Source organism: Actinoalloteichus sp. AHMU CJ021, from assembly GCF_002895405.1.
Lineage (GTDB): Bacteria > Actinomycetota > Actinomycetes > Mycobacteriales > Pseudonocardiaceae > Actinoalloteichus_B > Actinoalloteichus_B caeruleus.
Genome location: NZ_CP025990.1, coordinates 257,189 through 283,759, shown reverse-complemented (window position 1 = coordinate 283,759; position 26,571 = coordinate 257,189). Strand labels below are relative to the sequence as shown.

Here is a 26,571-nt window from a genome sequence, read left to right as displayed (position 1 = left end):
GGCCCACGACGCCCCAGCGGTGTGACGCCCTTCCGCGCGGCGCCCCCGGGGCGAGCGCGCGCCCCGACCCACCCGGGGTGCGGCGCTCCGCGTTCGTCGAGGTTCACCGAGGACGGATCGAGAAGGCGTGCCGGAACACGTTGCGCGGGTCCCACCTCGACTTGATCTCCTGGAGCCTCGGGTAGTTGTCCCCGTAGTAGATCGTGTGCCAGGGGACACCGGAGGTGTTCCACTCGGGGTCGGCCAGGTCGATGTCGGGGTAGTTGATGTAGGCGCCCGTGTTGACCTCGTCGGGGGTGGGAACACCACCTGTGGCGGAGTGGATGTCCCGGTAGATCTCCCGGATCCAGCGCAGGTGCTCCTCGTCCTCAGCCGGATCGGTCCACGCCACCATGTAGAAGGTCTTCAACGACGCCCCGCGGGGAACCGCCGTCGCCGCCGGGTCGACGGTGTTCACCCGCCCGCCGTAGGCGATGTACTCCATCGCGGCGCTGGGGCAGTGGTAGTCGGCCCTGGACAGGTGGCGGTACGCGGCCGCGAGCTGCTCACGGGTGTGCGCGCCGCGCAGGTCGGCGGACTTGACCTTCCGCCGCACCCCGATCGCACCCGGCCCGACGTCGGGGATCGCCAACAGCTGGCTGGTCGCCAACCACGGCAACCGCCGGCGGGTCACCGACGGGGCCACCGCGACCCCCTCGTTCAGCTCGGCGAGGAACCACGACATCCGCTCCTCGGCGTCGGGGACGTCCACCGGGATCTGGGCGTGCATCGCCAGGTGCCCGGCCGACCGGTGGAAGCACTCCAGCAGGGCGTAGAGCCCGATGTTGGGGGAGTCGACCGTGCAGTTCCGCAGCTGCCAGTCCAGGAAGTTGCTCACCAGCCGGACGTAGTCGGCCTCCGTCAGCTCGGCCCACGACCAGCTCACCCGCGCGACGTGGAACGAGGCAGGGGGGCGGGGCAGCGCCTCCTCGGGGGCGTCGCCCACCGCATCCGGCGACCGCAGCCAGTAGCGCGTGATCACCCCGAAGTTCCCGCCCCCGCCGCCGGTGTGGGCCCACCACAGGTCCCGGTTCGGGTCGTCCTCCTCCCGGGTCGCCACCACGGTGGACACCACGCCCTCGGCGTCGACGACCACCACCTCCACCGCGTGCAGGTAGTCCACGGTCAGGCCCAGCAGGCGCGAGAGCGGCCCGTAGCCCCCACCGGAGATGTGGCCGCCCGCCCCGACCCCCATGCAGAAACCGCCGGGGAACGTCACCCCGTAGTTCTTGTACAGCACCCGGTAGATCTGGCCGACCGTGGCACCGGCCTCCACCTCGAAGGCACCACGTTCCTCGTCGTAGCCCACGTGGGACATCGAGGACAGGTCCACGATGACGTCGACGTCGGGGGAGGCGACGAACGCCTCCCCGCAGTGCCCACCGGAGCGCACGGTGAGGCGCTTGCCCGCCGCGACCGCCTCCGACACCGCTTCGACGACCTGGGCCGTGGAGTAGGGCAACCGGAAGTACTCGGGTTGGGCGACGAACCGGTAGTTGTCGGCCCGGGCGAGCAGGTCGTAGCGGTGATCGTCCGGTTTCACGGTCACAGCCGCTCGGGTTGACACGATCGGGCACCTTCCAGTCGACGGGTTCCAGCGCACGAACGCCCGCGCCGGCCTGGGCGGGACGCGGACGAGTTCGGTGGCGGCCGCGTCCGAGCCCACCACCGGCGGAGGCGGCCGGCGTCGCGGGGGCCGGGCGGCGACGGTGACGCCGGCCCCGCGACGTCCCTACCGCCCGGGATCGTCCCGGATGACCGTCTTGGCCCGCATCAGGAACTCCCCGAGGTAGCCGTCGTGGGGAACCCCCGGTCGACTCCAGGTGGTCGGGTGGTCGCCCACGTGCACGTTGCGGATGCTGGGCTCCGCCACCAACCGGTCCACCAGCGCCTCGTCGTCCCCGAGCACGGTCAGCACCAGCGTGTCCCGGAGCGGGGCGATCCCGTCCTGCCTCGTCCACGGCGCCACCCACACGCAGGGGAAACCGAGTTCGATCCTGGCCTGCGGCGCGTCCGCCCGGTCCACCAGGAACACGGCGGGACGCAGCGCGGCGGAGCCGTCCCCGAGCGGGGCCACCACCGTGTCCCCCAGCAGGGAACGCGCGTCGCCCCGGCGGGAACGCAGGAACTCGTCGATGTCCCTGGCATCGGACTCCGCGCGCACCGGGAGCACCGCCCGCTCGTCCTCGGGGGGCAGGGCGGGCGCGTCGGCCAACCGGGCGGCGATCGCCTCGGCCACCGGCGCCGGGTCTCCTTCGACGAACACCGCCGTCGCGTTGACGCACCCGGTGCCCGCCTGGTCGGCGACCGACTCGACGACGGTGTCCAGGTGGCGGTCGACGTCGGCGCCGCTGGTCAGCAGGATCTTCGACCGCCCGGGGCCCTGGGGGAGCACCATGGGGCCGGCGCCGTACTTGCCGACCACGGCGTCCCCGCCGAAGGCGAGGGCGACGTCCGCCTCGGCGATGATGCCGTCCGCGGCGGCGTGGTCGGTCGGCAACAACAGGAGCTGGTCCGGTCCGAACCCGCTCTCCCGCAGCGCGGTCACCAGTCGGTGCGGCGTGAACGGCTCCCGGCGGGACGGTCGTACCGCCACCCGGTAGCCCAACGCCAGGGCGTCGAGCCACGCGCTGTGCACGGCGGGCGTGTTGGCCGGGGCGTGCACGGCGAGCACGTCACCCCGTCGCACCCACACCGCCGCCCCGGATCGGGCCGCCGGGGCCCGCCATCCGCTCACCGCGCCGACGGGGCGGGCCATCCGCGCGGCGTCGAACGCGGCCGCCGCGTAGTCGCCCACCCCCTGGGACGCGGTGCGCACGAAGGTGATCGGCATTCCCGAGGCGGCGGCGACCGCCCGGTGGTACTCCTCGGCGCTCACCCCGCCCACGACCCCCGTGCTGAACAGCGGACCGGCCTGGGTGAGCGCCGCCTCGCGGTCGGACTCACCCGGGCTCTCCGCCTTCGACAGCGTCCGCATCGCGCGTTGGACGAACAGCGCGGGGACCAGGCTGAGTTCGGCGAGTGGACCGCCGCGCACGTCGGCGACCAGCTCGCGGTTGCGGGACACGTAGGGGCCGCGTGGCCCGAGCGCGGCCAGTTCCATCAGGGCAGGGGATGCGGTGGGCACTGTCAGTAGACCCCCTCGATCACCTTCGCCGAACCGAACTCCTCGACGGGCCGCACCTCGGAGAGGGCGTCGCCGGCGTAGCCCAGGCCGTGCTCGTGGCGGATGGCGGTGTCCCGTTCCAGGTTGTTCGGCAGGAACAGGTTCCTGGTCATGTGGTGGGAGACCAGTTGGCCCCGTTCCCCGTAGGGCACGCTGCCGCCGGTCTCCGGGTCGATGAGGCCGAACATCGAGAACGGCGAGGGCGGGTCGAAGATCGCCGGGTCGGTGCGTCCGCCGCCTGGCCGCTGCGGGATGCCGCAGAAGATCATCGCGCTGCCGTAGATCCCGATGATGTTGACCTCGGGGAACACCTCGGTGGCCATCAGCTCCGCGGTGTCGGCGTCCATCGACGCGCCGCTCCAGGTGATGGTGTGGACCCGCTCGTTGATGATGTCGACCAGGTGTTCCCTGGTGCAGATGGCCTGCAGCAGGGGTGGGGTCGCGGCGATCAGCCCGATGTCCTGGGTGGTGAGGATCCACTCGACCTGGTCCACCAGGTGGTTCACGTACCCCTTCACCGCCTCGGCCGACCCCGACGCCACGCAGCGCTTGGCCCAGCGGGGGTCCAGGTCGAGGGGGAAGTAGATACCGCCGAACTCGGCCGCCGCGTCCTGTGTCAGGGTGCCGATCATGTGCGGCCCCATCGGGACCACGCCGAGCCAGTTCCGGCCGGTGGGCATGTCGTGTTCCCGCAACCGCGACCAGTACCAGCGCCAGGAGGAGTTCAGGACGTCGGGGAGGCTGTAGATCCGCTTGGGACGTCCGGTGGTGCCCCCGCTCTCACCCACGAGGGGGCGCGCGGTGATTCCCGCGATCGAGGCGTAACCCTGGGGGACCATGTCCTCCACGGGGATGTGCCGCAGCTCGTCGACGACGTTCGGGAACAGCGTCAGGTCCTCGACCGTGTGGACGTCGGTCAGCGGGTTGAAGTCCAGTGTCCTGGCCCGCTCGAGCCAGAACCGGGACCCGGTTTTCGGGTTGAAGTGCCACTCGACCGCCTCCCGCACCAGGTCCTGCGCGTCCGGCGGTGTCTGCCACGGAGTGTCCAGCGGTGATGGGGCAGGTGTCGTCAACGTACGTCTCCTTGCCGGCTCGTGCTGATCAGGAGAAGAGGAACCAGCTGCGGGAAAAGTCGGATGTCCCGGCGGCGGCACCGGAGACTTTACCGAAACGGCGATGCCCTGTCTGGAATCCGCGAGGCGCAGAACGGTGTAGTACGCGTGGGGGAGTTCTGGCGGGGAATTCGGCGCGGAACCGCCGTACGGGTGACGGGTGCGGTCGTTTCGGGTGGCCGTCCGGGGCGCGCCTGGCAAGGGGAATTCCCGCTTCCATCGGGTGGCGCGCGTACTGGGTCACCTGGCCCAGTGATCGTTGGGCCCGGGGTGGCGCGCGGCTGACCGTGTGGAACGGTGGCCGGGAACTCGTCAGGACGACGGGAGGTTCTTTCGGGAACTCGGGAAACGGGAGCCACCGGGTCGGGTCGGACTCGGACACCGCTCTATTTCCGCTGGCGGGAAAAGGTGTTGGCCGGGTCGGTGGCGACGGTGCGTCCCGGCCGGGGGCGGTGTTCCGTCCCGGAACGTCCGGTTCGCTCGGTGTCGCGGTCGGTCCGCTCCATTTCCGACGGGAGTGGAACGGACCGGTGTCAGCGGCGTTCCCCGGTTCCGCTTGGCGGGTGGTTCGGGATCTGGCGCCGGGGTTCGGGGTGGTGCGCCCGCACGGGCGGCGGTTCCTGACCGGCGGGCGGGCCGCGCGGCCGCCGTGAACTCGGATCGGCGTGCGGCCCGGGTTCTCGTGCCCCTGGTCGTGGCCTCGACGCCAGGTCACCGGCCCACTACGACCGGCCCTGACCAGCGCGAACGGGTGCCGCATCGGAGGTGGGGTGGCGGTCGGGTTCCGCCGGGGTGACGGCGCGGCTGGGGCTGTGCTCGGCGGGCGCGGGGTGCGGGGCCACCAGGGGACGGGCGCGGGTCACGGGGGCGGGCCTGGAGTCGGCGGGTGGCCTCCGGTGGGTGGCCTCCGTTCGTCGCTCCGCTTCCGTGAGATACCCGCGCAATATCGTCGTGATCGTGTCGTTTCCCGTCCGTCGGCCCGTGGAGCGGTGGCGAACCCCGCGACGCGGGATGCTGTGACAGACTGTGAATGCCCGCCCCGAACTGGTTCGCGGTCCACTCCGGGTGGGGGTGGGGCGTTGTGAAATTCAGGTATGTGACCAGTGTATTTCCGCCGGGAACCGGACAGGGTGACTGACCGACAGTCATTGACCCTTGCCGCACGGTCACGGTTGGGTTATATTCGATCGAGGATCTGGGGGTGTCCCAGTTTAATCAGGAACCATATCATCGTGTTAAGTGATGGTCAACGGGGGGCCTGAGATGAAGGATTTGTCGTGTACCGCATCCACGCGGGTCTACTGATTCCAGGGCGAGGCGAACCTGTTCCGAACGGCGTTGTGCTGTTCGAGGGTGACCGGATTGGCTATTCCGGCTCCGCTGCGGCCGCGCCACCTCCGAATCCCGACGACGAGATCCACGAGGTCGACGTCGTCATGCCCGGGCTCTGGGACTGCCACACCCATTTCACGGGGCTTCGAGGACCGGTCGGCACCGAACAACTGATGCTGAACCAGGCCGAGGTCGCCGTCGCGCGATCGGTCCGCGACGCCCAGCTCGCCCTCGACGCCGGGTTCACCAGCGTGCGGGAGGTCGGCGGGTACGGGGTCTACCTCGCCAGGGTCATCGACGAGGGCACCGTTCCCGGTCCGACCGTCTACCCCGCCGGCAGTGTGATCAGCCCCACCGGTGGGCACTCCGACGCCCACGGCCTGCCCCACGCCTGGGTCGTGGACCCGCAACGGCGGAACGGGATGCTCCAGGTCGCGGACGGGGTCGACGACTGCCTGCGCGCCACCCGGCTCCAACTGAGGCTCGGCGCCAGGGTCATCAAGGTCTGCGCGTCGGGGGGAGTCCTCAGCGAACTCGACCACCCCGCCCACCAGCAGTTCAGCGACGCCGAGCTCCGGGCGATCGTCGAGGAGGCAGCCAGGTCCGATCGGGTCGTCGCGGCGCACTGCCACGGCAAGGCCGGGATCATGGCCGCGTTGCGGGCTGGTTGCCGCACCATCGAACACGGCACCGACGTCGACGAGGAGGTCGCCGCCGCGATGCGGGAGTGCGGGGCGATCCTGGTGCCCACCCGAACCATCTACGAGGCGATCCTCTCCAGAGCCGACCAGGTGTCGCCCGCCGCCCGCAGGAAGCTGCACGAACTCCAGGAACGGCACCGGGCCGCGATGGCCCTCGCGCACGGTGCCGGAGTCCGCATCGCCATGGGAACCGACCTGGGCACCAGCATGCCCGAGACACCGTTCGGCTGGGGGCACAACGGTGAGGAGTTCGGTTACCTGGTGGCCGCGGGCCTGAGCCCGCTCCAGGCGATCGCCGCCGGCACGGCCGACGCCCCCGCCACGCTCGGTCCACAGGCACCACTGTCCGGGCAGCTGGCGAAGGGATACGACGCCGACGTGATCGCGTTGGCCTCCGACCCGCTCCAGGACATCTCCGTCCTGGCCCGACCAGACACCGTGACCCACGTCTGGAAGGCCGGAACGCTCGTCAAGTGTCCCAACCACACAGGAGGGCGGCTCACCCGGTGATCGACCGTACGAATGTCATGCCAGCGTCCGAGCGACGAGAACCAGCGCTCGAACGACGAGACGAGGACGGTGTCCAGACCGCCCTCGCGGTGATCCACGAAGTGCTCGCCCGATTACAGGAACTCGGGGACTTCGCCCGTCGGGCACGCAGCAGCCTGCCGACGCCCCGCGACTACCGCGAACCGGAGGGAGCGGGACGGGACCTCCCCGAGGGGGCGGCCCAGCCGGAGCGACCTCGTCCCTCCCCCACCACGGACCGGGACGCGGGGGAGACGCCGTCGGAGGCGCCGAACGGGCGCAAACTCCAACTCACCCGACGTCAACAGCAGGTCCTCGACCTGCTCATGCAGGGTTCCTCCAACCGCCGCATCGGACGGTCCCTGCACATCACCGAGCAGACGGTCAAGGCGCACCTCCACATGATCTACCACAAGCTCGGCGCTGCCGACAGAACCGAAGCCGTGGTGATCGCGATGCACCACGGGCTGGTGCCCGAGAGCACCAGCAACGGACCGGTGCGGTCCTGCACGCGGTCCTGCTCGCTCTGACGGCGGCGGGCTGGGCGGCTGGGCCGAGTACCTCACCCTCCTTGAGGACCGGTTGTCCGTGGCGGGAGGACCTCCCTCCCGGACAACCCGGCACCGCCCCACCCCGCGGTGCGCCGGTCGTCCCACCTCCGGTCACCCGGTCACCTGGAGCACGTCGGGGGCCAGTCTCGGTACCGACCGGACGACAACGTCGTCGTCCGCCTCCGCCCGCACCCACGTCTCCTGTCGTTCCCGATCCCCGGACCGGTCCCGCTCGGCGCGGGCCGGTCGTTCCCGCTGCCCTCCGCCGGGCGCCCCACCTCCGGCGCTCCACCCGCCCGGGTGGACCGGCGGATCGCCCGTCCACCGCTCACCGGACGTCCGTCGGCGGTCACAGCCCGGGAACCGCCGACGGACGTCGGTGTTTCGCGCCGGGGCGTCGGCGCGTCCAGGGGGAGACCGGCGGACCCCGGACCGGGGTCGCCGTCGGCCTCCGTCGCCGTCCCCGCTTCAGGGGGACGACCGCTGCGGCGAGGTCACCGAGCCCAACTCGGCCGCCACCACCGCCAGCACCGCATCCCGTTCCGAGGACAGGAAGAAGTGCCCACCGGGGAACATCGTCCTGCGACACGGCCCTCGGGTGTGGCGCCGCCACTCCGCCAGCTCCGTGCCATCGACGTCGGGGTCCTCCTTCCCGCCCAGCGCGACGACCGGGCAGTCCAAGGCCGGGCGGTCCCGGTAGCGGTAGGTCTCCGAGATGGTGAAGTCGGCCCGCAGCACCGGCAGGAGGACCCGGAGGAACGCCGGGCTCTCCAACACCACCGGCGGCGTGCCGTTGAGCTCACGCAGCCGTTCGATGAACTGGTCGTCGGGCAGGTGGTGGATCACCGCCTCCCGCAACGGCAGGTGCGGGGCGCGGTGCCCGGAGACGAACAGGCACCGGGGGCCGGGCAGCCCGGCGTCCCGCAGCCTGCCCGCGGCCTCGAACGCGAGGATCGCGCCCAGGCTGTGCCCGAACAGCGCGTAGGGCACGTCGGTGTCCACTGAGGACAGCACGTCGTCCAACACGGTCGACAGGTCGTCGACCAGCGGATCCCGCAGCCGGTCACCGCGCCCGGGCAACTGCACCGGGCGCACCTCCACCTCCGGGGCCAGCGCCGCCGACCACGACCTGAACATCCGCGCGTCTCCGCCGGCGTGGGCCAGGCAGTACAACCGGGTCGTCACAGCGACCCCGCGATGCTCCGGAGCAGCATGTTCGAGGTCCCCTCGTAGATCTTGCCCGCCTTGACGTCCCGGTAGAACCGCTCCAGCGGGTACTCCCGGGTGAAGCCGTTGCCGCCGAGCACCTCCAAGGCCCGGGAGGCGGCCCGTTCGGCCACCTGGGAGGCGAAGTACTTGGCCATCGCGGTCAGCCGGAGGCGTTCCGCGATGTCCGTCCCCGCCGCCACCGTCCTGGTCACGTCGTAGAGCAGGGCTCGCGCGGCCGCGACCTCGGTGGCGATGTCGGCCAGGGTGAACCGCACCCCCTGGTAGGAGCCGATCGGCTGCCCGAACTGCTCCCGGGTCCTGCTGTAGGCCACCGCCTCGTCCAGGGCGCCCTGGGCCAGTCCCACCATCTGCGCGGCGATGCCGATCCGGCCGATGTCGAGCGCGCCGATCGCCACCCCCTCGCCGCCGCCCGGCCCGCCCACGCAGTCCTGGCGGCGGACGCGCACATCGGTGAGCACCACGTCCGCGGTGGCAGCCGCCCGCACCCCCATCTGCTCGGTGCGGGGGTCGATGCTCAGCCCCTCAGCCGTCCGGTCCACCAGGAACGCCGAGGAACCGTGCCCCTCGGTCCTGGCGAACACCAGGAACACGTCGGCCTGGCCGGCGTTGCTCGTCCACCGCTTCCGGCCGTTGATGCGGTACCCGCCGTCGGAGGTGGGCACCGCCGTGGTCGTGCCCGCGAAGGCGTCGGACCCGGCGTTCTCCTCGGACAACGCGAACGCCCCCACCTGGCGGGTGGCCAGCAGCGGCAACCGGCGCCGCTTCTGGTCCCCGGTGCCCTGCCGGAGCAGGGTCGCCACGACCAGGGCGTTGTGCACGTCGACACCCACCGCCACGCCGGGGTCGACCCGGGCGACCTCCTCGATCGTCAGCACGACCTGGAACAGCGAGCCACCTCGGCCCCCGTAGCGGGCCGGGGCCTCCACCGCCATCAGACCGGCGGAGAACAGCTTCTCCCGCAGCCCCGGGTCGAGGGTGGCGTCCCGGTCCATCCGGTCGGACAAGGGGGCGATGTGCTCCTCGGCGAACGCCCGCACATGGGCCCGCCACGCCTCGTCCTCCGGGGAGAGCCGGGTGAGGGGCGGCGGGGCAGCCCCGTTGCCCGTGGTCACCGTCGGTGCGCTCACGCCCGCTCCCTCTCCACGAGCCTGGCCAGGTCCTCCAGGGTGTTGGACACGTACAGCTCCCGCAGCGGGACGGACACGTTCCACCGAGAACGCAGCGTCGTCATCAGCCGCATCATGTGCGCCGAGTGCAGGCCGAGGTCGGCGAACTCCTCCCGCCGTCCCACCGCCGGCAGCGACACCAGACCGGAGAGGACCTCCGCCAGCTCCCGTTCCAGGTCGGTGCGCGGGGCCTCGCCGCGGTCCCCACCGGCGGTGGTCTCCAGCTCGGGCAGCGCGCGCACGTCGATCTTGCCGCCCACCGTGGTGGGCAACGCGTCCAACCAACCGAACGCGGTGGGCACCATGTGCGCCGGCAACCGTCGGGCCGCGAAGTCCCGCACCTCGGACTCCGGTGCGCGGTCGCCGTCGCCCGGCACGCCGTAGCACAGGATCCGCTCCCCGCCCGCGTCCGCGCGGGCGACGGCGACCGAGGAGGCCACCGACGGGTGCGAGCGGAGCACCGCCTCGATCTCGCCCAGTTCGACCCGGTAGCCCCGGATCTTGACCTGCGAGTCGTCCCGGCCCAGGTACTCCAGGGTGCCGTCCGGCAGCGCCCTGGCCTGGTCCCCGGTCCGGTACATCCGCTCAGCGGGGGCCACCGGCTCGACGCCGAACCGGCGGGCGGTCAACTCCTCCCGCGCGTGGTAGCCGGCGGCGACGGCCGGACCGGCCAGGCACAGCTCACCCCGCGACCCGGGCGGTACCGGGCGGCCCCGGTCGTCCAGCAGGTACGCCCGCTGGTTGGGCAGGGCGCGACCGATGGGCAGCGGCGCGTCGGTGCTGACGTTCTCCGAGGTCAGGCGGTGGCAGGTCGACACGACCGCCGCTTCCGTCACCCCGTAGAGGTTGTGCAGCTGGGGCGCGTCGTCGCCGTGCCGGGCCAACCACGGCCGCACCGTCGCCGCGTGCAACCGGTCGCCGCCGATGAAGATGTGCCGGAGCGCCAGCGCGGGCTCGCCGTCCGCCGGCGTCGCCGCCTCGTCCGCGGCGGCGAAGTGCTCGAACAGGATCGGCGTCTGGCTGCACACCGTGACCGCCTCCGACCGGAGGAGGGCGTGGAACTCGTCGGGGGAGCGGACCGTCCAGGACGGGACGACGACCAGCCGGCCGCCGTTGCCCAACGCCCCCCAGATCTCCCACACCGAGTAGTCGAAGGAGAAGGAGTGGCTGAACGTCCACGTGTCGCCCGCGCCGAACCCGAACAGCTCCCGCCCGGCGGCGAGCAGGCTCTGCGCGTTGCGGTGGGTCACCACGACGGCCTTCGGGAGACCGGTGGAGCCCGAGGTGTACAGCACGTAGGCGGGCGCGTCGGCACCCACCTCGGGCAGCGGTCGGCCGGTGGGGGACGAGGGCAGCTCCTCGGCCACCGTGAGCACCGGCCCGGTGAAGCCCTCGGTCCGCTCGGCGAGGTCCGGCCCCCGGACCAGCGCGGTGATGCCGGCGTCGTCGATCATCGACAGCAGCCGCTCCGCCGGGTACTCGGGATCGAGGGGGACGTAGGCCGCTCCTGCCTTGAACACGCCGATCATCGCGGCGACCAGGGCGTCGGAGCGTTCCAGGCACAGACCCACCCGGTCCCCGGGCGCCACCCCGCGTTCGACGAGTTCCTCGGCGATGGCGTCGCTGTGCGCGGCCAGCTGACCGTAGGTGAGGCGGCGGTCCCCGAAGACCACGGCCTCGGCGTCGGGGTTGGCGGCGGCCAGGTCGGAGAACGTGGCGTGCAGGGGCCGTTCGTCCAGCGGGGCGGGCGTGTCCCCGGTCGCACCGGGCAGCGGCCCGACGGCCTCGGCCGGCAGCAGTTCGCCCACCGTCAGCTCGGGGGACTCCACGAGCCGGGTGAGGACGGTGCGCAGGTGGTCGCAGAACCGGTGCGCCGCCTCGGGCGAGAACCGGCTCCGGTCGTAGATCACCCGCAGCGGCATGCCCTCACCCGGCATGATCACCATCGTGATCGGGTAGTGCGGCCGCCCGTCGTAACGCATCTCGGTGAGCTTCATCCCGGTCTCGGCGAGCGCGAAGTCGGGCATGGGCATGTTCTCGTAGGACACGCTGCTCTCCAGCAGCGGCACGTCCAACGGCAGGTTCAGCACCCGCTGCACCTCGAACAGGGGGCTGCTGGTGTTCTCCCGCACCGCCGTGATGTGGATCTGGAAGTCCCGCAGCCAGGACAGCGCGGCCCGGGTCGGTTCGAGTCGTTCCCGCACCGGCATCGTGGAGATCAACGGCCCGAGGATGTTCTCACTGCCCCGCAGCTCCGCCGGCCGGTGCGCCATGGTGAAACCGCAGGCCACGTCGGTGGTGCCGTAGTGGTGCGACAACACCACCAGCCAGGCCCCCTGGACGAGGGTGTTCAGCGTCAGCTGGTTCGTCCTGCCGAGGTCGCGGAGCCCGGCCTCCAGCTCGGCCATGCTCAGTTCCACGAACCCGTGGCTGGGTTCCCCGGGAGCCGGGGGAGTGCCGCCCATCCGCAGCTGCTCCGGCGGGGTGAACCCCGCCAGCTCCGAACGCCAGAACGGCAGGCTGCCCTCCGGGTCCCGCTGGCTCCACCAGGCCACGTAGTCGCGGTAGGGCCGCATCGGCCGGCGCTCCGGCTCGTACCCCAGGCACTGGGCCCGGTAGCAGTCGATGAAGTCGCTGACCGCCAACCCGAACGACCAGCCGTCCATCAGCAGGTGCGACAGCCGCCAGGCGAAGATCCACGTCTCGGGTTCGCTGTGGATGACGCTGAGTCGCATGACCGGGGCCTGGGTCACGTCGAAACCCTCGACGCGTTCCCGGTCCAGCCACTCGGTGATCCTCTCCTTCTGCTCGGCGACCGGGATGTGCCGCCAGTCCAGGACCTCCAGTGGCAGCTCGGCGTGCTGGTGCACCACCTGGAGCGGCAGGCCCTCCGGCCGCCAGTGGAAGGAGGTCCGCAGGATCGGGTGGCGGTCGACGACCATCTGCCACGCCCGTTGGAACTCCTCGGGGTGCAGCGTTCCGTCGAAGGTCAGCAGCAGCTGCTCGATGTAGACGCCGGCGTCTCCGTTGGCGAGCTGTTCGAACAGCAGGCCCTGCTGGATCGGGGTGAGTTCGTAGACATCCTCGATGCCCTTTTTCAACTGGCTCATGGACCGGCCTTACTTCTCAAGGGTGGACAGCAGGGCGCTGAGCTCGTCGGGGTCGACACCGGCCAGGGGGAAGTCCGACGGCTCGTAGCTACCGGAACCCGCCTGCCGGCAGTGCTCGGTGATGGTCTCGACCGCCTCGGTGAACGCCTCGGCGAGCGCGGTGGCCTCGGCCGCGTCGGTGGTGTGCCGCCACCGCAGCACCAGCTCCCCTCCGACGACCGCGGCGCCGACCTCGGCGAGCACTTCGGGAGTGGTCGCGGTGGACACGGGTGAGGACAACCCGGCCGGGGACAGTGGCCCGGCGGTGGGACGCCAGTCACCGGACCGCACGTCCCGCAGGTGCACGCGCGGGTGGGCCGGCGCCGGCCGGACCACGTCCCGGTAGGCCCGCTTCACCCCGGTCAGGGTGTCGGCGACGGCCTCGGCCGCCACGTCCAGCGTGGTCATCTCGGTGAACCGGCCCAGCGCCTCGTCGGTCGTCGCGGTCCGCAGCGACCGTTCCACCGTCACCGCCGGTTCCCGCCCAGGCCAGGCCCGAGCGGCCACGGTCAGCGCCGCGGCGACCGCCTCACCCAGCTCCAGGTGGTAGGCGCCGAACGTGGCCTCGGCGAACGCGGTGGTCACGTCCGCGTCCAGCACGGTGCGCAGTTCCCCGGTGAAGGCCACCGTCTCCACCGAGGGGGGCGGTGCCGCGCCCTCCTGGGTGGCGACCCAGCCCAGGACGCTCTCCGGCATCCCGGTCCAGTCGATGGAACCCCGCTCGGCCAGTTGCTGGTAGGCCCGGCCGAACTCGGCCAACAGCAGCCGCCACGACGTGTCGTCCAGGGCGGCACCGGCCGCCAACCACAGCAGCCGCACGTCGTCGGCGCCGGCGCGGACCACGGCCAACTTCACCGGTTCCCGTTCCGCCAGGCCCACCTCCTCCGACATCTCCGCGACGATCTCGGCGAGCGCGTCGTCCCGGGCGTCCTCGGCCAGACCGCTGAGGTCGATCTCGGAGAACAGGCCGTCCCCCGGGGATCCGCCGTCGTACTGCCCTGGCGTCCCGTCGTCCCGGGTCCCCGACCGCAGTCGCAGCGCGGGGTGCCGGTCGGCGATCTCCCGCAGCGCGCGTTCGGCCAACGCCGGGTCGAGGTCGGAGGCGGCCGCCTCGACCGTGATCCAGTCCACGGCCCCCTCGGCGACCAGGGCCGCCTGGTGCGGGGTGAACGGCGCGACCGTCCCGTCGGCCTCCTGCTCGGAGGTGGCGGTGACCCTGCGGGCCAGGTCGAGGAAGGTGTCGCTCTCGAAGAGGTCCTGCGGGCCGACCTGGAGTCCCTCCGCGGCGGCACGGCTGACGAACTGGATACCCATGATCGAGTCGCCGCCGAGGGAGAAGAAGTTGTCCTCGGCGCCGGCCGCCTCCACCGACAGGCTCTCCGCGGCCAGGGCGAGCAGCCGCTCCAGGGTGTCGGCGAGCCGTTCGTCGACGATCCCGTCGCCGCCGCCGGCGTGCCCGACGCGGTCCGGCGCGGGAAGCGCCGCCCGGTCGACCTTGCCGTTGGCGCTGAGCGGGAGTTCGTCGAGGACCACGATGTCGGCCGGCACCAGGTAGTTGGGGACCGTCCCCGCCAGGTGTTCCCGAACCGACTCGATGAGGTCCTCCGCGGGTTCGGCCGGCACCACGTAGGCCACCAGCCGCTGCTGCGTGCGGGAGCCCAGTGCCGCCGCCACCGCGTTGGCGACCTTCGGGTGCCGTTCGATCGCGTGTTCCACCTCGCCGAGCTCCACCCGGAACCCGCCGATCTTGACCTGGAAGTCCTCCCGGCCCAGGAACTCGATCACCCCGCCCGGCAGGTACCGGCCCAGGTCACCGGTGCGGTAGAGCCGTTCACCGGTGGTGGGGTGGGTGACGAACGACTCGGCGGTGCGCTGCTCGTCGTTCCAGTAGCAGGACGCCAGGCCCACGCCGCCGATGTGCAGGTGCCCGGCCGTCCACACCGGAGCCGGTTCCATCCGGTCGTTGAGCACGTGGAAGGACTGGTTGCGCAGCGGGTAGCCGTAGGGGATCGAGGTCCACTCCCGAGGAACCTCCTCGACGGGGAAGTGGATCGACCAGATCGCCGCCTCCGTGGCACCACCGAGGCTGACCACCCGCAGGTCCCGTGCCTGGGCCCGGGCCCGGTCCGGCAGGCTCACCGGGATCCAGTCGCCGCTGAGCATCGCCAGTCGCAGCGCGACCCCGGTGTCCTCCTCCCGCCCGTTCTCCAGGTAGGTCACCAGCATCTCGAACAGCGCTGGCACCGAGTTCCACACCGTCACGTGGTGTTCGCGGAGCAGGTCCACCCACCGCGCCGGGTCCCGCCGCGCCTCCGGTTCCGGCAGCACCAGGGCCGCCCCCGCGCCGAGGATCCCGAAGACGTCGAAGACGGACAGGTCGAAGCTCAGCGAGGACAGGCCCAACACCGCGTCGGTTTCGGTCAGCCCGAACCGTTCCTGGACGTCCACCAGCGTGTTCAACGCCGCGGTGTGGGTGACGGCCACCCCCTTCGGCGTGCCCGTCGATCCCGAGGTGTAGATGACGTAGGCGATGTCGCCCGGGTCTCCGAGGCACCGCCAGTCGGCGGCCTCGGCGGGCGGGGCGGTGGACCCGTCGGGGACCACCAGCGTCGGGACGCCCTCGGGCCACTCGATGCCGCCCGCGCCGTCCACCAGCAGGCACTGGACGCCCGCGTGTTCGACGAGCCAGCGCCGCCGCGACTCCGGGAGCTCCGGGTCGACCGGCACGTAGGTGCACCCGGCGGCGGAGGCACCGACCGCGGCGACGACCTGCCGCCACCCCTTGCTCAGGCCGACGCCCACCACGCTGCCCCTGCCGTGGCCCGCCTCGACGAGCCGTCCGGCGAGGTCCCCGGCGCGGGCGGCGAGCTCGGCGTGGGTGAGCACCCGGTCGCCGGCCACCACCGCGGGCCGCCCGGCGGTCACCGGGTCGCGGCCGGCGGCCAACACCCGGTCGGCGAGCAGCCCCTCGGGGACGGGCCCGGAGGTGTCGTTGGCCTGGACCCTGGCCCGCAGCTGCTCCTCGGGCAGCGCGACCAGCGGCGGCCGGTCCCACCCCTCCCGGGTCGCGAGGCTCACCAGCAGTTCCTGGTAGGCCTCGAACATCTCGGCCATCATCCCGTCGGGGAACAGCTCGTCGACGGCGTGCCAGGCCAGCTCCAGGCGACCACCCAACTCCAACACGAAGTGGTCGATGGTGACCTGCGGGGTCTGGGAGATGAAGCCGGCCTGCTCGCCCAGCCAGTCCAACGGGGAGGGCACCGACGCCGGGTCGGTCTCGGTGGACAGCGCGCTGGTGAACACGATCGGCATCAGCCCACCGGTGGTGTCCCGCCGCAGCCGGTTCAGCTCCCGCAGGATGCGCACCCCGCTGACGTAGCGGTGTTCGAAGTCCTCCCAGCTGCGCCGCTGCACCTGCGTCACCAGTTCGGCGAAGGTGTCCAGCTCGCGGACGTCCACCTCCAGCAGCTCGAAGGAGGCGAACTCCCCGACCGTGGTGTCGACGTCCGGGTGGAACGGCAGCCGGTTGACCGCGGTGAAGTTCAACGTGAAGTGCTGGCTCTTGCTCCACCGGCCCACCGCGGCCGCGTAGGCGGCCAACAGCACGCTGGAGGGGGTGACGCCGTGCTCACCGGCGCGTTCCTTGATGCCCGCCCACACCCGGGGGTCCAGGCTGCCGTGCCGGCGCACGAACTCCGGCGTGACCAGCTCGCCGGGCGCGACCACGGTGGGCAGCTCCGGCGCGGGCGGCAACTGCGCCACCCGTTCCCGCCAGTACTCCAGGGACCGCTCGTACAGCGGCGAGTCGTGCAGGGCCTCCTCCGCCAACACGTAGTCCCGGAAGGACAGCTCCGGGGGCTCCGAGGGCAGCTCCGGGTTCTCGTGGAACTCCCGCCACGACGGCAGGATCTGGTAGAAGAAGCTGGCCACGTCGGCGCACAACAGGTCGAAGCTGATGTGGGTGCGCAGCCGCCCGTCACCCAGCCTCGACACCCGCACCTCCCACAACGGCCAGGTGTCGGCGGGCCGGACCTCGGTGGACATCCGGTCGGACACCTCGGCCAGCAGCGCGCGCGCCTCCTCCGGGTCCACGCCCCGCAGGTCCAGTTCCTCGAACTCGTAGTCGGGAACGTTGTCGAGGATGCGCTGCCGGCCGTCGGCCAACACGACGATGCGCAGCATCTCGTGGCGGCGCACCACCTGCTGCCAGGCCCGTTGCAACCGCGCCGCGTCGAGGGTGTCGCTGTCGAACTCCAGGTACAGGTGCGGCGCCACCCCGCCCATGTCGAAGCTGCCGAGCCGGCCGATCCACTGCGCCTGCTGCATCTCGTTCAGCGGGAACGGCTGGTGCCGGCGCTCGGGGTCGGGCACCAGCACCGGGAGCTTCAGCGCCGGCGCGTCGCTGTCCTCCTGCTCGGCCAGCAGCTCGGCGAGCCCGGCCACGCTCGGCCGGGACAGCAGCTGGCTCGGGGCCACCGAGTGGCCCAGCCGCGACCCCAGCCGGTTGAGGATCTGCGTGGCCAACAGCGAGTGCCCGCCGAGTTCGAAGAAGTTGTCGTGCACGCCGATCGGGGAGAAACCGAAGAACTCCTCCCACAGCTCCACCAGGGTCCGCTCGGCGTCGTCCCGGGGTGCCACGTAGGTGGTGAGCAGGTGCGCCGGCCGACCACCGGCGGTGGCCTCGCCCTCGGCGTCCTCACCCCCGGTGGGGGTGTCGATGACCAGCTCCCCGCTCGCGCCCCCGCCCCGCGGTTCCACCCAGTAGCGCTGCCGCTGGAACGGGTAGCCGGGCAGCGCGACCCGCGCCCGCCCAGGCTCCGACCGCGTCCAGTCCACCTCGACCCCGGCGAGCCACAGCCCGGCCAGCGCCGACAGCAACACCTCCACGTCCGGCCCGTCCTGGTCGGCGCGGCGCATCCCGCTGACGACGGACACCGTCGCCGCCGAGTCGACAGCCTGCCGGGCCAGGGTGCCCAGCGTGTTGCCCGGTCCGACCTCGACGAGGACGCACTGCCCGAGGTCGGCCACCGCCTCCCGCACCGCCTGGCCGAAACGCACCGGCTCCCGCATGTGCGTGCCCCAGTAGCCGTGGTCGGTGGCGCCCTCGGCCTCCAGCCACCCACCGGTCACCGTGGACCGGATCGGCAGCTCCGGCGCCCGCAGCGACACCTCCCGCACCTGGTCGGTGAAGGTCGGCACCACCGGGTCGACCATCGCCGAGTGGAAGGCGTGCGAGGTCCGCAGCAGCCGGGTGCTGACCTCCCGGCCCTCCAGGGACTCCCGGAACTCCGCGACCGCCTCGCTGGGCCCGGACACCACGCACAGCGCCGGTCCGTTGACGGCGGCGACCGACAGCTCGGCCGGCAGCAGCTCCCGCAGCTCCTCCTCGGGCAGCCCGACGGAGAGCATGTCCCCACCGGGCAGGTCCTGCATCAACCGTCCACGCGAGGCGACCAGCCGCAGCGCGTCGCCGAGGTCCATCACCCCGGCCAGGCAGGCCGCGACGAACTCGCCGAGGCTGTGCCCCACCATCGCGTCCGGCGTGACACCCCAGCTCAGCAACTGCCGGGCCAGGGCGTACTCGGTGACGAACAACGCCGGCTGGGCCAGGCCCGTCTGCTCCACGGCCGTGGCCGCCGCCTCGTCACCCTCCTCCGCCTCATAGAGCGCGGTGCGCACGTCGAGGTCCAACAACGGCAGCAGGATCTCGGCGCACTCGTCCACGGCGGCCCGGAACACCGGCTCCGCCTCGTACAGGCCACGACCCATCCCCGGGTGCTGGGTCCCCTGCCCGGGGAAGAGGAAGACCACCTTGGGCGCGGCCGGGCGGGCCACCGCGCTGGCCACCCGCGACGGGTCCGACCCGCGCAGCAGGTCCACGGCGGTGCCCACCTCGTCGGCCACCAGCGCCCGCCGGAACCGCAGGGAGCCCCGACCCAGGCGGGTCGTGGAGGCCACGTCGGCGAGCCGGGCCGCGTCGGCGGTGTCCCGCTCGGCGTCGAGGTGGTCGGCGAGGTCGGCGGTGGCCTGGTCCAGGGCCTGCGGCGACTTCGCGGACAGCAGCACGACCTGCGGGCGCCGCACCGGCTCCGGTGAGGGACGGCGCGCCGGCGCCTCCTCCAGGATGGCGTGCGCGTTGGTGCCGCCGATGCCGAAGGAACTGACCCCGATCCGACGGGGGTGCGTGCCGTTGCGCCACTCGCTCAGCTCGGTGTTCACGAAGAACGGGGTCTGCCCGAAGTCGATCCGGGGGTTGGGGCTGCGGAAGTGCGGGTCCCCGACCAGTTCCCGGTGCCGCAGCTGGAGCACCGCCTTGATCAGGCTCGCGACACCCGCCGCCGACTCCAGGTGGCCGATGTTCGCCTTCACCGACCCCAACGCGCAGAACCCGGTCTTGGTGGTGTGCTCGCCGAACGCCCGGCTCAACGCGCTGATCTCGATGGGGTCGCCCACCTGGGTGCCGGTGCCGTGCGCCTCCATCGCGGTGATCGTGTGCGCCTCCACCTGGCTGGCGGCCAGGGCACTGGCGATCAACCGCTGCTGCCCGGCCACCGACGGCGCCGTGTAGCCGACCTTGTCGTTGCCGTCGTTGTTGACCGCCGTCGCCCGGATCACGGCCAGCACGTCGTCACCGTCGGCGAGCGCGTCCTCCAACCGGCGCAGCACCACCGCGCCGACACCGTTGCCGAACACGGTGCCCCTGGCGTCGGCGTCGAAGGGACGGCAGTGCCCGTCGGGCGAGTAGATCAACCCCTCCTCGTAGAGGTAGCCGACCTTGTGCGGCACCCGGACGCAGACACCACCGGCCACCGCGGTACCGCAGTCCCCGCTCACCAGGGCCCGCACCGCCTGGTGCACCGCCACCAGCGAGCTGGAACAGGCGGTCTGCACCGACACGGCCGGCCCGTTCAGCCCGAGCAGGTACGCCGTCCGGCTGGCCAGGTAGTCCTTGTCGTTGTGGATCTGGAGCTCGAAGACCGTCGGGCTCATCACGATCCTGCTGCCACCCAGCAGGTTCGACATCAGGTACGCCGACATGCCCGCCCCGCCGAACACCCCGACGTCGCTGTCGGTCCCGGGGCCACGGCCGGCGTTCTCCAACGCGTGCCACACCGTCTCCAGGAACAACCGCTGCTGGGGGTCGAGCAGCGCCGCCTCCCGCGCGTTGACGTTGAAGAACGACGCGTCGAACAGGTCCACCCCGTCCAACACCGAGGCGGCCCGGACGTACTCGGGGCGGGAGAACACCTCGCGGGGCACGCCCTCGGCCAACAGCTCCTCGTCGCTGAGCGGGGCGACCGACTCCACACCCCCGCGCAGGTTGCGCCAGAAGGCGTCGAGGTCCGGCGCTCCGGGGAACCGGCCCGCCATGCCGACGACGGCGACGCTCCCCGCGGACGACTCGACGGTGTCATGACCGGTCACTGGGACTCCTCCTGGGGGGCTGTGGGGCTGAGACGGGAGATGTCGTGCGCGGTCCGGCCGTCCAACGCGAGGTCGACGCAGATCTGGCCCAGCAGGGGCACGAACTTGAAGCCCCAGCCGGCGCTGTAGAGCACCAGGTGCTCGCCGTGGTCGACCAGGCCCTGCGCGGTGCCGAGGAAGAACTGGCGACGCGGGTCGCCGGGCAGCACCGCCAGGCAGGTGCCGGTGCGCACCGGTTCCGGGTCGAGCGCCGGCAGGTGCCGGCCGATGAACTCACCGATGCGGCTGATGTGCCGGGGGTTGGGCGTGTTGGTGGCCAGGTCGGCGTGCTCCAGCGCGTCGACCTCGAACACCGGTCCCAGCCGGACCAGTTCGCTGGGCGACCACGGGTTCCGGCCGAACCCGTAGAACAGGTTCGTGTCCTCGGGAGTGGGTTCCTGGAAGACGAACCAGAACGGGAAGTCCACGTCCTCCGAGCGGCGCCGCATCGTCACCAGCGCCATCTCGTACAGCCGGATGTCGATCGACGCGCCCAGCGGCGCGAGGAGGTCGTTGGCGTGGGCCCCGTTGGCCAACACCACCTTCGACGCGCGGTAGCGGCCCCGGTCGGTGCGCAGGCTCACCCCGTCGGCGTCCGGGACGAGTTCCAGCACCCGCTCCCCGCCACGCAGGTCGCAGCCCTCCTCCTGCGCCAGGCCGTAGAGCGCCGCGATGGTGCCCCGCACGTCGATCGTGCCGCCCTGGGGCTGGAGGAAGCCCGCGAAGTGGTCCGGCAGGTTGGTGAACCCGAACCGGCTCTCGATCTCGCGGGCGGTCAGCCAGTCGTAGCCCACGCCGAGCTTGTCCATCATGCGGGCGGTGCCCGCGATCTGACCCTCGTTGGTCTCGACCTCGACATCGCCGAACCACAGGCTGCCGATCTCGTGGATCAGCGTCCGCTCGGCGAGGTCCTCCAACCGGCGCCACTGCGGCAGCGCGGCCAGCGTCAGCTGGAACAGGTCCTCCTGGGTGTACTGGAGCCGCCAGTGCCGCTCCGCCCCGCTGGTCCCCAACCGTTCGTTGAAGAACCCGACGCGGTCCAGTACCAGGGTGCGGCTGCCCCGTGCCGCGGCCTGCCAGCCGCAGGACAGCCCCACGGGGCCACCCCCGATCACGACGACGTCGTACTCGGTCTGCTCACTCACTGCTCAGCGCCTTCCTGCCCGGTGGGCGTCAAGTCCGCGCCAACGCGCGGATGCCGTTCTCCGCCTCGGCCAACGTCCGGTCCAGCACCTCCAGCAGGTGGGAGACCTGCGCGTCGGAGAGACTCGGCTGGCAGGGCAGGTTGATCTGCCGTTCGAACCACAGGCGTTCGACGACCGGGCACTCACCCAGCTCGTGCCCCCTGGCTCGCCACTCGGGCAGCAGGTGCAGCGGGAAGTACCGCAGCCGCATCTCGACCCCCCGCTGGTCGAGGCTGTCGACCACGGCGTCGCGCGCCTGGCCGTCCTCGGTCTCCAGCAGGAACGTGTAGAGGTGGTAGGCGCTCACCACACCGGGTGGCTCCTGGACGGGGCGTGCGAACGAGTAGCGTTCCAGCACGGCGTTGATCTTCGCCGCGATCGCCCGCCTCCGGGAGATCAGCCGGTCCAGCCGGTCCAACTGGGCCAGGCCCATGGCCGCGCCCGGTTCGCACAACGTCGCGTTCGTCCCCGGGTGCCGGATCTCCACGCAGTCATGGGTGAAGGCGTTGCCGGGGTGCAACATCCACGCCGAGGCCCGCTTGCGGTCGCCGATGAGCCTGGGGGCGTCGGCGTACACGCTGTCGGACTCGTTGGAGCGCATCAGGTCCAGCCGCTCCGCCCAGTCGTCCCGGTTGACCGTCACCATGCCGCCCTCGCCGAGGGTGGTGATGTTCTTGCTGGAGTGGAAGCTGAAGCACCCGATGTCGGCGAGCGTCCCGGGCCGCCGCCCGTGGTAGACGCTGCCCAGCGCGTGCGCGCAGTCCTCCAGCACCAGGAGGTCGTGCGCGCGGGCGATGCGCATGATCTCGTTCATGTCCGCGACCAGCCCGCCGTAGTGCACCAGCAGGATCGCCCGGGTCCGGTCGGTGATCAACGCCTCGACGCTCCGGGGGTCGGCGTTGAGGGTGTGCGGGTCCACGTCGCAGAACCGCACCGTCACCGGCGCGTCCAACAGGGGTTGCACCGTGGCCTTGTACGTCTGGGGGGTCGCGATCACCTCGTCCCCGGGGCGCAGGCCGAGCAGCGCGATGCCGAGTTGCACCGCCACCGTGCCGCTGGTGACCGACACCGCGTGCCGACTGCCCACCAGATCGGCGAACCGCCGCTCGAAGGCCTCGCGATAACCACCCGCGGACAGAGTCTGGTCTGACCGCAGCGCCTCGCTCACGGCACCGAGCTCCGTGTCGCCGAGCACCGTGCCGCGCGAAGGATAGGGAACCATGTACCGGTCTGCTGGCATACCGCCGTCACTTCTCCGTAGTTCCGGGAACCGCCGTCGCCGCGTTCCGCACACGCGGTCGGTCAATTCACCTGGGCCCGCGATTTCGATCCTCCGGGCCCGTGCCTGGTATGGCTACTGGCCGTTCGGTACTGAAGGTTCTACGACCAGAGTCGGATTTCTCCGGAGCGCCGTCGGCAATACCTTGATCAGGTGTCGGACAATTCCTGCTGCGCGGTGAGGGCGACGTCGTGGAAGAACTGCGAAGGATTCTGACCGAACTCGGTGTCGAGGAGCAGGAGATCGCGCCCGACCTGCGGTTGCGCGCTCACCTCGCGCTCGATTCCACCGAGACCGTGGAACTGGAGGCCCGGCTCGGCCGTGACTACGGCATCGTGGTCGACCTGTGGGACGCACACGACTACACCCTGGGTGAGCTCAGCGCGCGCATCGAGGCCGCCGGCGCCACCCCCGCGGCCGGGGACGAGCACGCCGCCCCCGCGGTCAACGGCGGTGGGGCCCCGGCCACCGACACCGCGGCCCCCGGCGGGGACGCTTCCCGAACCGGCGAGGACGGGCTGGTGCGCATCTCACCGGCGCGGGCGGCCGAGTACCGGTCGGCCGGCTACTGGATCCCCCGCCGCGTCGACCAGATCGTGCTCGACGACGCCCCCGCCGAAGCCGACCAGGTCGCCCTCGTCGCCGGCGAACGCCGGCTGACCCGCGGCGAGCTCCGCTCGGCGGTGAGCGCGACCGCGGCACGGCTGACCGCGCTCGGGGTGCGCGCGGGCGACATGGTCGTCGTGCAACTGCCCAACGAGCCCGAACTCGTCGTGCTGGCGCTCGCGCTGTCCCGCATCGGCGCCACCCCGATCATGACGCCGATCGCCCTCCGGCACTACGAACTCGACCACGTCGTCCGCACGGCCCGCCCGGTGGCCATCGCGGTCCCCCGCCGGCACGCGCGGTTCGACCACCTCGCCATGGCCCAGCGGCTGCGGGAGGAACACGCCTGCCTGGGCACCGTGTTGCTCGGCGGAGAGCCCGACCCCTCCTGCGTCGACCTGGCCGCGCTGTGCGCCCCCGCCGAGGACGGCGCCGGGGGACCGGCGGTCCAGGACACCGCCGAGCCCGCGCCCGACCTCGACCGGGCCGCGTTGTGCCTGCTCTCCAGCGGCACCACCGGACCCCCCAAGGTCATCCCCCGGCTCCAGGAGGCCTACGGCTACCAGCTGCGCCACACCCCCGCCCTGGCCGGTGTCGGACCCGAGTCGGTGTACCTGGCCGTCATGCCAGCCACCCACGGGTTCGTCCTGGGCTGCCCGGGGGTGCTGGGCACCCTCGCCGCCGGGGGACGCGTCGTCCTGGGAGCCAGCACCGAACCGGAACAGGCCTTCGCCCTCGTCGAACGGGAACGGGTCACCCACACCACCCTCGTCCCCGCCCTGGTCGAACGGTGGGTCGACGCGGGCCGCGCCACCACCCACGACCTGTCGAGCCTGCGTGTCCTCCAGGTGGGCGGCGCCCGCCCACGCCGAGGCCAGGTGGAGGAGGTGCCCGCCGTGCTCGGGTGCCAGGTCCAGCAGTGCTACGGCATGAGTGAGGGACTGCTCTGCTACACGGCCCTCGACGACACCGACGAGGTCGTGTTCGACACCCAGGGCCGGCCGGCATCCCCGGCCGACGAGATCCGGGTCGTCGACGACGCCGGCGACCCGGTGCCACCGGGGGAACTCGGCGCGCTGCTGACCCGGGGCCCCTACACCGTCGCCGGGTACTACGGCGACGAGGAGTCCAACGCGAGCACCTTCACCGCCGACGGCTTCTACCGGACGGGGGACCTGGTCCGGGTGCACCCCTCCGGCTCCCTGATCGTCGAGGGGCGCAACCGGGACGTCATCAACCGGGGCGGCGAGAAGATCTCGGCGGTCGAACTCGAACTGATGGCGGCCGAGCACCCCTCGATCGCGGCGGCGGCGGCCGTCGCCGGCCCCCACCCCCGCTACGGGGAGGAGGTGTGCCTCTTCGTGGTGGCCGACGGGACCCCGCCCACGCTCGTCGACGTCCGCCGGTACCTCGTCCACCGCGGCCTGGCCCGCTACAAGCTCCCGGAGCGCCTGGAGTTCGTCGACGCGCTGCCCTACCTGGGCATCGGCAAGGTGGACAAGAAGCGGTTGCGCGCCCTCGCCGCCGAGGACCGGTAGCGGCGGGGAGGGCCACCCCGCATCCGCACCCCGCCGGGTGGCCAGCGACCACCGGGTTGCCCGCCGCCGACCGAGCGGCCGCCCCGTCGACCGTCGGCCGCGGCGCGGTCGGGGTTGGCCCGGCGGTGCCGACCCCGAACCTCCGGCGGGGCGGGAGCGGCGCGGGCCCCCGGGGATGACGGACCACCGCGCCGACGGAGCGGGACACCACGGAACTCGACCGCCGTCCCCTACCGCCGGACGACGAGGGGGGAGGGGCACGGGCCACCCATCGCGCCACCCGAAACGCCGGGCCATCCCCGGCTCGCCACGCGGCGACGGCGCGATCCGGGCGACCAGCGCCCCCCACCACCGCCGGTTCACCCGCCGCGACGCGGTGGCACCCGGTGGGCGGCGATGTCGAACGCGCTCCCCGGCCACCCGTCCAGCCCAGGGGACCCCGGCCCCGGGTACATGTACGACACACCCCGCACCGACTCCTCCAGGGTCAGGTCCACCATCGGCCGCTGCGCCGCCTCCCACGAGCGCAACCCCGCCTGGACATCCCCCGACCCGTCCACCGAACGCGCCAGGGCCAGCGAGTTCGACAGCGCCGTGCCCGCGCCCTGCCCCAGCGTGGGTGGCATGGCATGCGCCGCGTCCCCGACCAGACCCACCCGGCCCACCGACCAGGCGGTGAGCCGCAGCGCCTCGTACCGGTCGAACCGAGGCCTCGGCGGCAGCTCGGACAACAGCGACCGCAGCGGGGGGAAGGTCGCGCACCACGGCCCCGGGTCGAGCGGTCGGCGCAACGCCGGATCGGTCTCCTCCGCCCCGAGCAGCAGGTACACGACCTCGTTCCCGCACGGCACGTACAACACGCGCCGCCGGGACCGGGAGTCGCTGAAGTTGACGTACTGGCGCCACATGTCCCCACCACCCGGAACCCGGCCCCAGGGCACCAACAACCGGCACGCTCCCGCGGAGAACACCACGTGCTCGGTCGGCACGCCCAGACTGACCCGCAGCGCGGAGCGGATGCCCTCGGCGCTCACCACCAGGTCCGCCTCCCACCGGTGCCCACCGGCGGTCAGCAACGCGCCGTCGGGGTCCGCGCCCACCGCCCTGGACCTCGTCCGCACCCGCACTCCCGCCTCGCCCGCGGCCGAGAGCAGCGACGTCATGAGACGGTGGCGGGGCAGGGTCACCAGGCGCAGCCCGCCCCGCGCGGCCAGGGGGCGCACGCCGATCCGCTCGCCGGTGGCCGTCCGCTCCTCCCACAGCACGGCCTCGTGGCAGCCCGCCAGCACCCGGTCGACGACCCCGAGCTCCCGCAGGACGTGCAGGCCGTTGTCCCAGAGGAAGATCCCCGCGCCGAAGGTGCGCGGCCGATCGGCGGATTCGTGGACCTGGACCCGCCACCCGAGACGGGCGAGTTCGGTGGCGACCGTCAGTCCCGCGAAGCCGGCGCCCGCGATTTCCGCTGATTTTCGCACCGTACCACTATTCCAGGGAAAATTATGGCGGAACAATATGGCGGTGGTAGG

At 72.2% G+C, this 26,571-nt stretch carries 13 protein-coding genes; 3 read left to right on the top strand and 10 right to left on the bottom strand.

Annotation, left to right across the window (positions count from 1 at the left end; translation table 11 throughout):
* Positions 1 to 103 precede the first annotated feature (103 nt).
* From C1701_RS00955 to C1701_RS00945, 3 genes are all read right to left on the bottom strand, one after another.
* Positions 104 to 1,606: an FAD-binding oxidoreductase gene (locus C1701_RS00955; protein WP_245588946.1), complete on the bottom strand. Its 1,503-nt coding sequence runs from the start codon at positions 1,604 to 1,606 to the stop codon at positions 104 to 106.
* 165 nt (positions 1,607 to 1,771) lie between these two features.
* The gene (locus tag C1701_RS00950) at positions 1,772 to 3,142 is read right to left on the bottom strand and encodes an aldehyde dehydrogenase family protein (RefSeq protein ID WP_030228359.1); all 1,371 of its coding nucleotides are present in this window, start codon (positions 3,140 to 3,142) and stop codon (positions 1,772 to 1,774) included.
* A 26-nt stretch (positions 3,143 to 3,168) separates the two neighbouring features.
* Positions 3,169 to 4,278: a phenazine antibiotic biosynthesis protein gene (locus C1701_RS00945; RefSeq protein WP_337662050.1), complete on the bottom strand. Its 1,110-nt coding sequence runs from the start codon at positions 4,276 to 4,278 to the stop codon at positions 3,169 to 3,171.
* 1,379 nt (positions 4,279 to 5,657) lie between these two features.
* Between C1701_RS00945 and C1701_RS00935 the strand changes: the two genes are divergently transcribed.
* A complete protein-coding gene (locus C1701_RS00935) occupies positions 5,658 to 6,860 on the top strand; it encodes a metal-dependent hydrolase family protein (RefSeq protein WP_248783974.1) in 1,203 nt (400 codons plus the stop codon).
* 17 nt (positions 6,861 to 6,877) lie between these two features.
* Positions 6,878 to 7,408, top strand: coding sequence for a helix-turn-helix transcriptional regulator (locus C1701_RS00930; RefSeq protein WP_211237612.1), 531 nt, complete (start codon positions 6,878 to 6,880; stop codon positions 7,406 to 7,408).
* Positions 7,409 to 7,897: 489 nt separating this feature from the next.
* Here the strand turns inward: C1701_RS00930 and C1701_RS00925 are convergent, their stop codons facing one another.
* Genes C1701_RS00925 through C1701_RS00900 form a run of 6 tightly spaced genes read right to left on the bottom strand, consistent with a single transcriptional unit; the run spans position 7,898 to position 22,862 of the window.
* The gene (locus C1701_RS00925; protein WP_103055334.1) at positions 7,898 to 8,614 is read right to left on the bottom strand and encodes a thioesterase II family protein; all 717 of its coding nucleotides are present in this window, start codon (positions 8,612 to 8,614) and stop codon (positions 7,898 to 7,900) included.
* Positions 8,611 to 9,786 (bottom strand): acyl-CoA dehydrogenase family protein, encoded by a 1,176-nt coding sequence (locus C1701_RS00920; protein ID WP_081715694.1) that lies wholly within the window; start codon positions 9,784 to 9,786, stop codon positions 8,611 to 8,613. The genes C1701_RS00925 and C1701_RS00920 overlap by 4 nt, the downstream gene beginning before the upstream one ends.
* Positions 9,783 to 12,935 carry a non-ribosomal peptide synthetase gene (locus C1701_RS00915; protein ID WP_103055333.1) on the bottom strand — a complete coding sequence of 1,051 codons (3,153 nt, stop codon included), beginning with the start codon at positions 12,933 to 12,935 and terminating at the stop codon, positions 9,783 to 9,785. Before C1701_RS00915 ends, C1701_RS00920 begins: the two co-directional genes overlap by 4 nt.
* 9 nt (positions 12,936 to 12,944) lie before the next feature.
* The gene (locus tag C1701_RS00910) at positions 12,945 to 20,399 is read right to left on the bottom strand and encodes a hybrid non-ribosomal peptide synthetase/type I polyketide synthase (RefSeq protein ID WP_103055332.1); all 7,455 of its coding nucleotides are present in this window, start codon (positions 20,397 to 20,399) and stop codon (positions 12,945 to 12,947) included.
* Positions 20,396 to 21,583 carry an FAD-dependent oxidoreductase gene (locus C1701_RS00905; protein ID WP_026420395.1) on the bottom strand — a complete coding sequence of 396 codons (1,188 nt, stop codon included), beginning with the start codon at positions 21,581 to 21,583 and terminating at the stop codon, positions 20,396 to 20,398. The genes C1701_RS00910 and C1701_RS00905 overlap by 4 nt, the downstream gene beginning before the upstream one ends.
* A 28-nt stretch (positions 21,584 to 21,611) precedes the next feature.
* A complete protein-coding gene (locus C1701_RS00900) occupies positions 21,612 to 22,862 on the bottom strand; it encodes a DegT/DnrJ/EryC1/StrS aminotransferase family protein (protein WP_030107170.1) in 1,251 nt (416 codons plus the stop codon).
* Between the two features lie 230 nt (positions 22,863 to 23,092).
* Between C1701_RS00900 and C1701_RS00895 the strand changes: the two genes are divergently transcribed.
* Positions 23,093 to 25,045 (top strand): AMP-binding protein, encoded by a 1,953-nt coding sequence (locus tag C1701_RS00895; protein WP_103055331.1) that lies wholly within the window; start codon positions 23,093 to 23,095, stop codon positions 25,043 to 25,045.
* 359 nt (positions 25,046 to 25,404) lie between these two features.
* Here C1701_RS00895 and C1701_RS00890 read toward each other — a convergent pair whose 3' ends face one another.
* Positions 25,405 to 26,520: an FAD-dependent oxidoreductase gene (locus C1701_RS00890; protein WP_337662049.1), complete on the bottom strand. Its 1,116-nt coding sequence runs from the start codon at positions 26,518 to 26,520 to the stop codon at positions 25,405 to 25,407.
* Positions 26,521 to 26,571 lie beyond the last annotated feature (51 nt).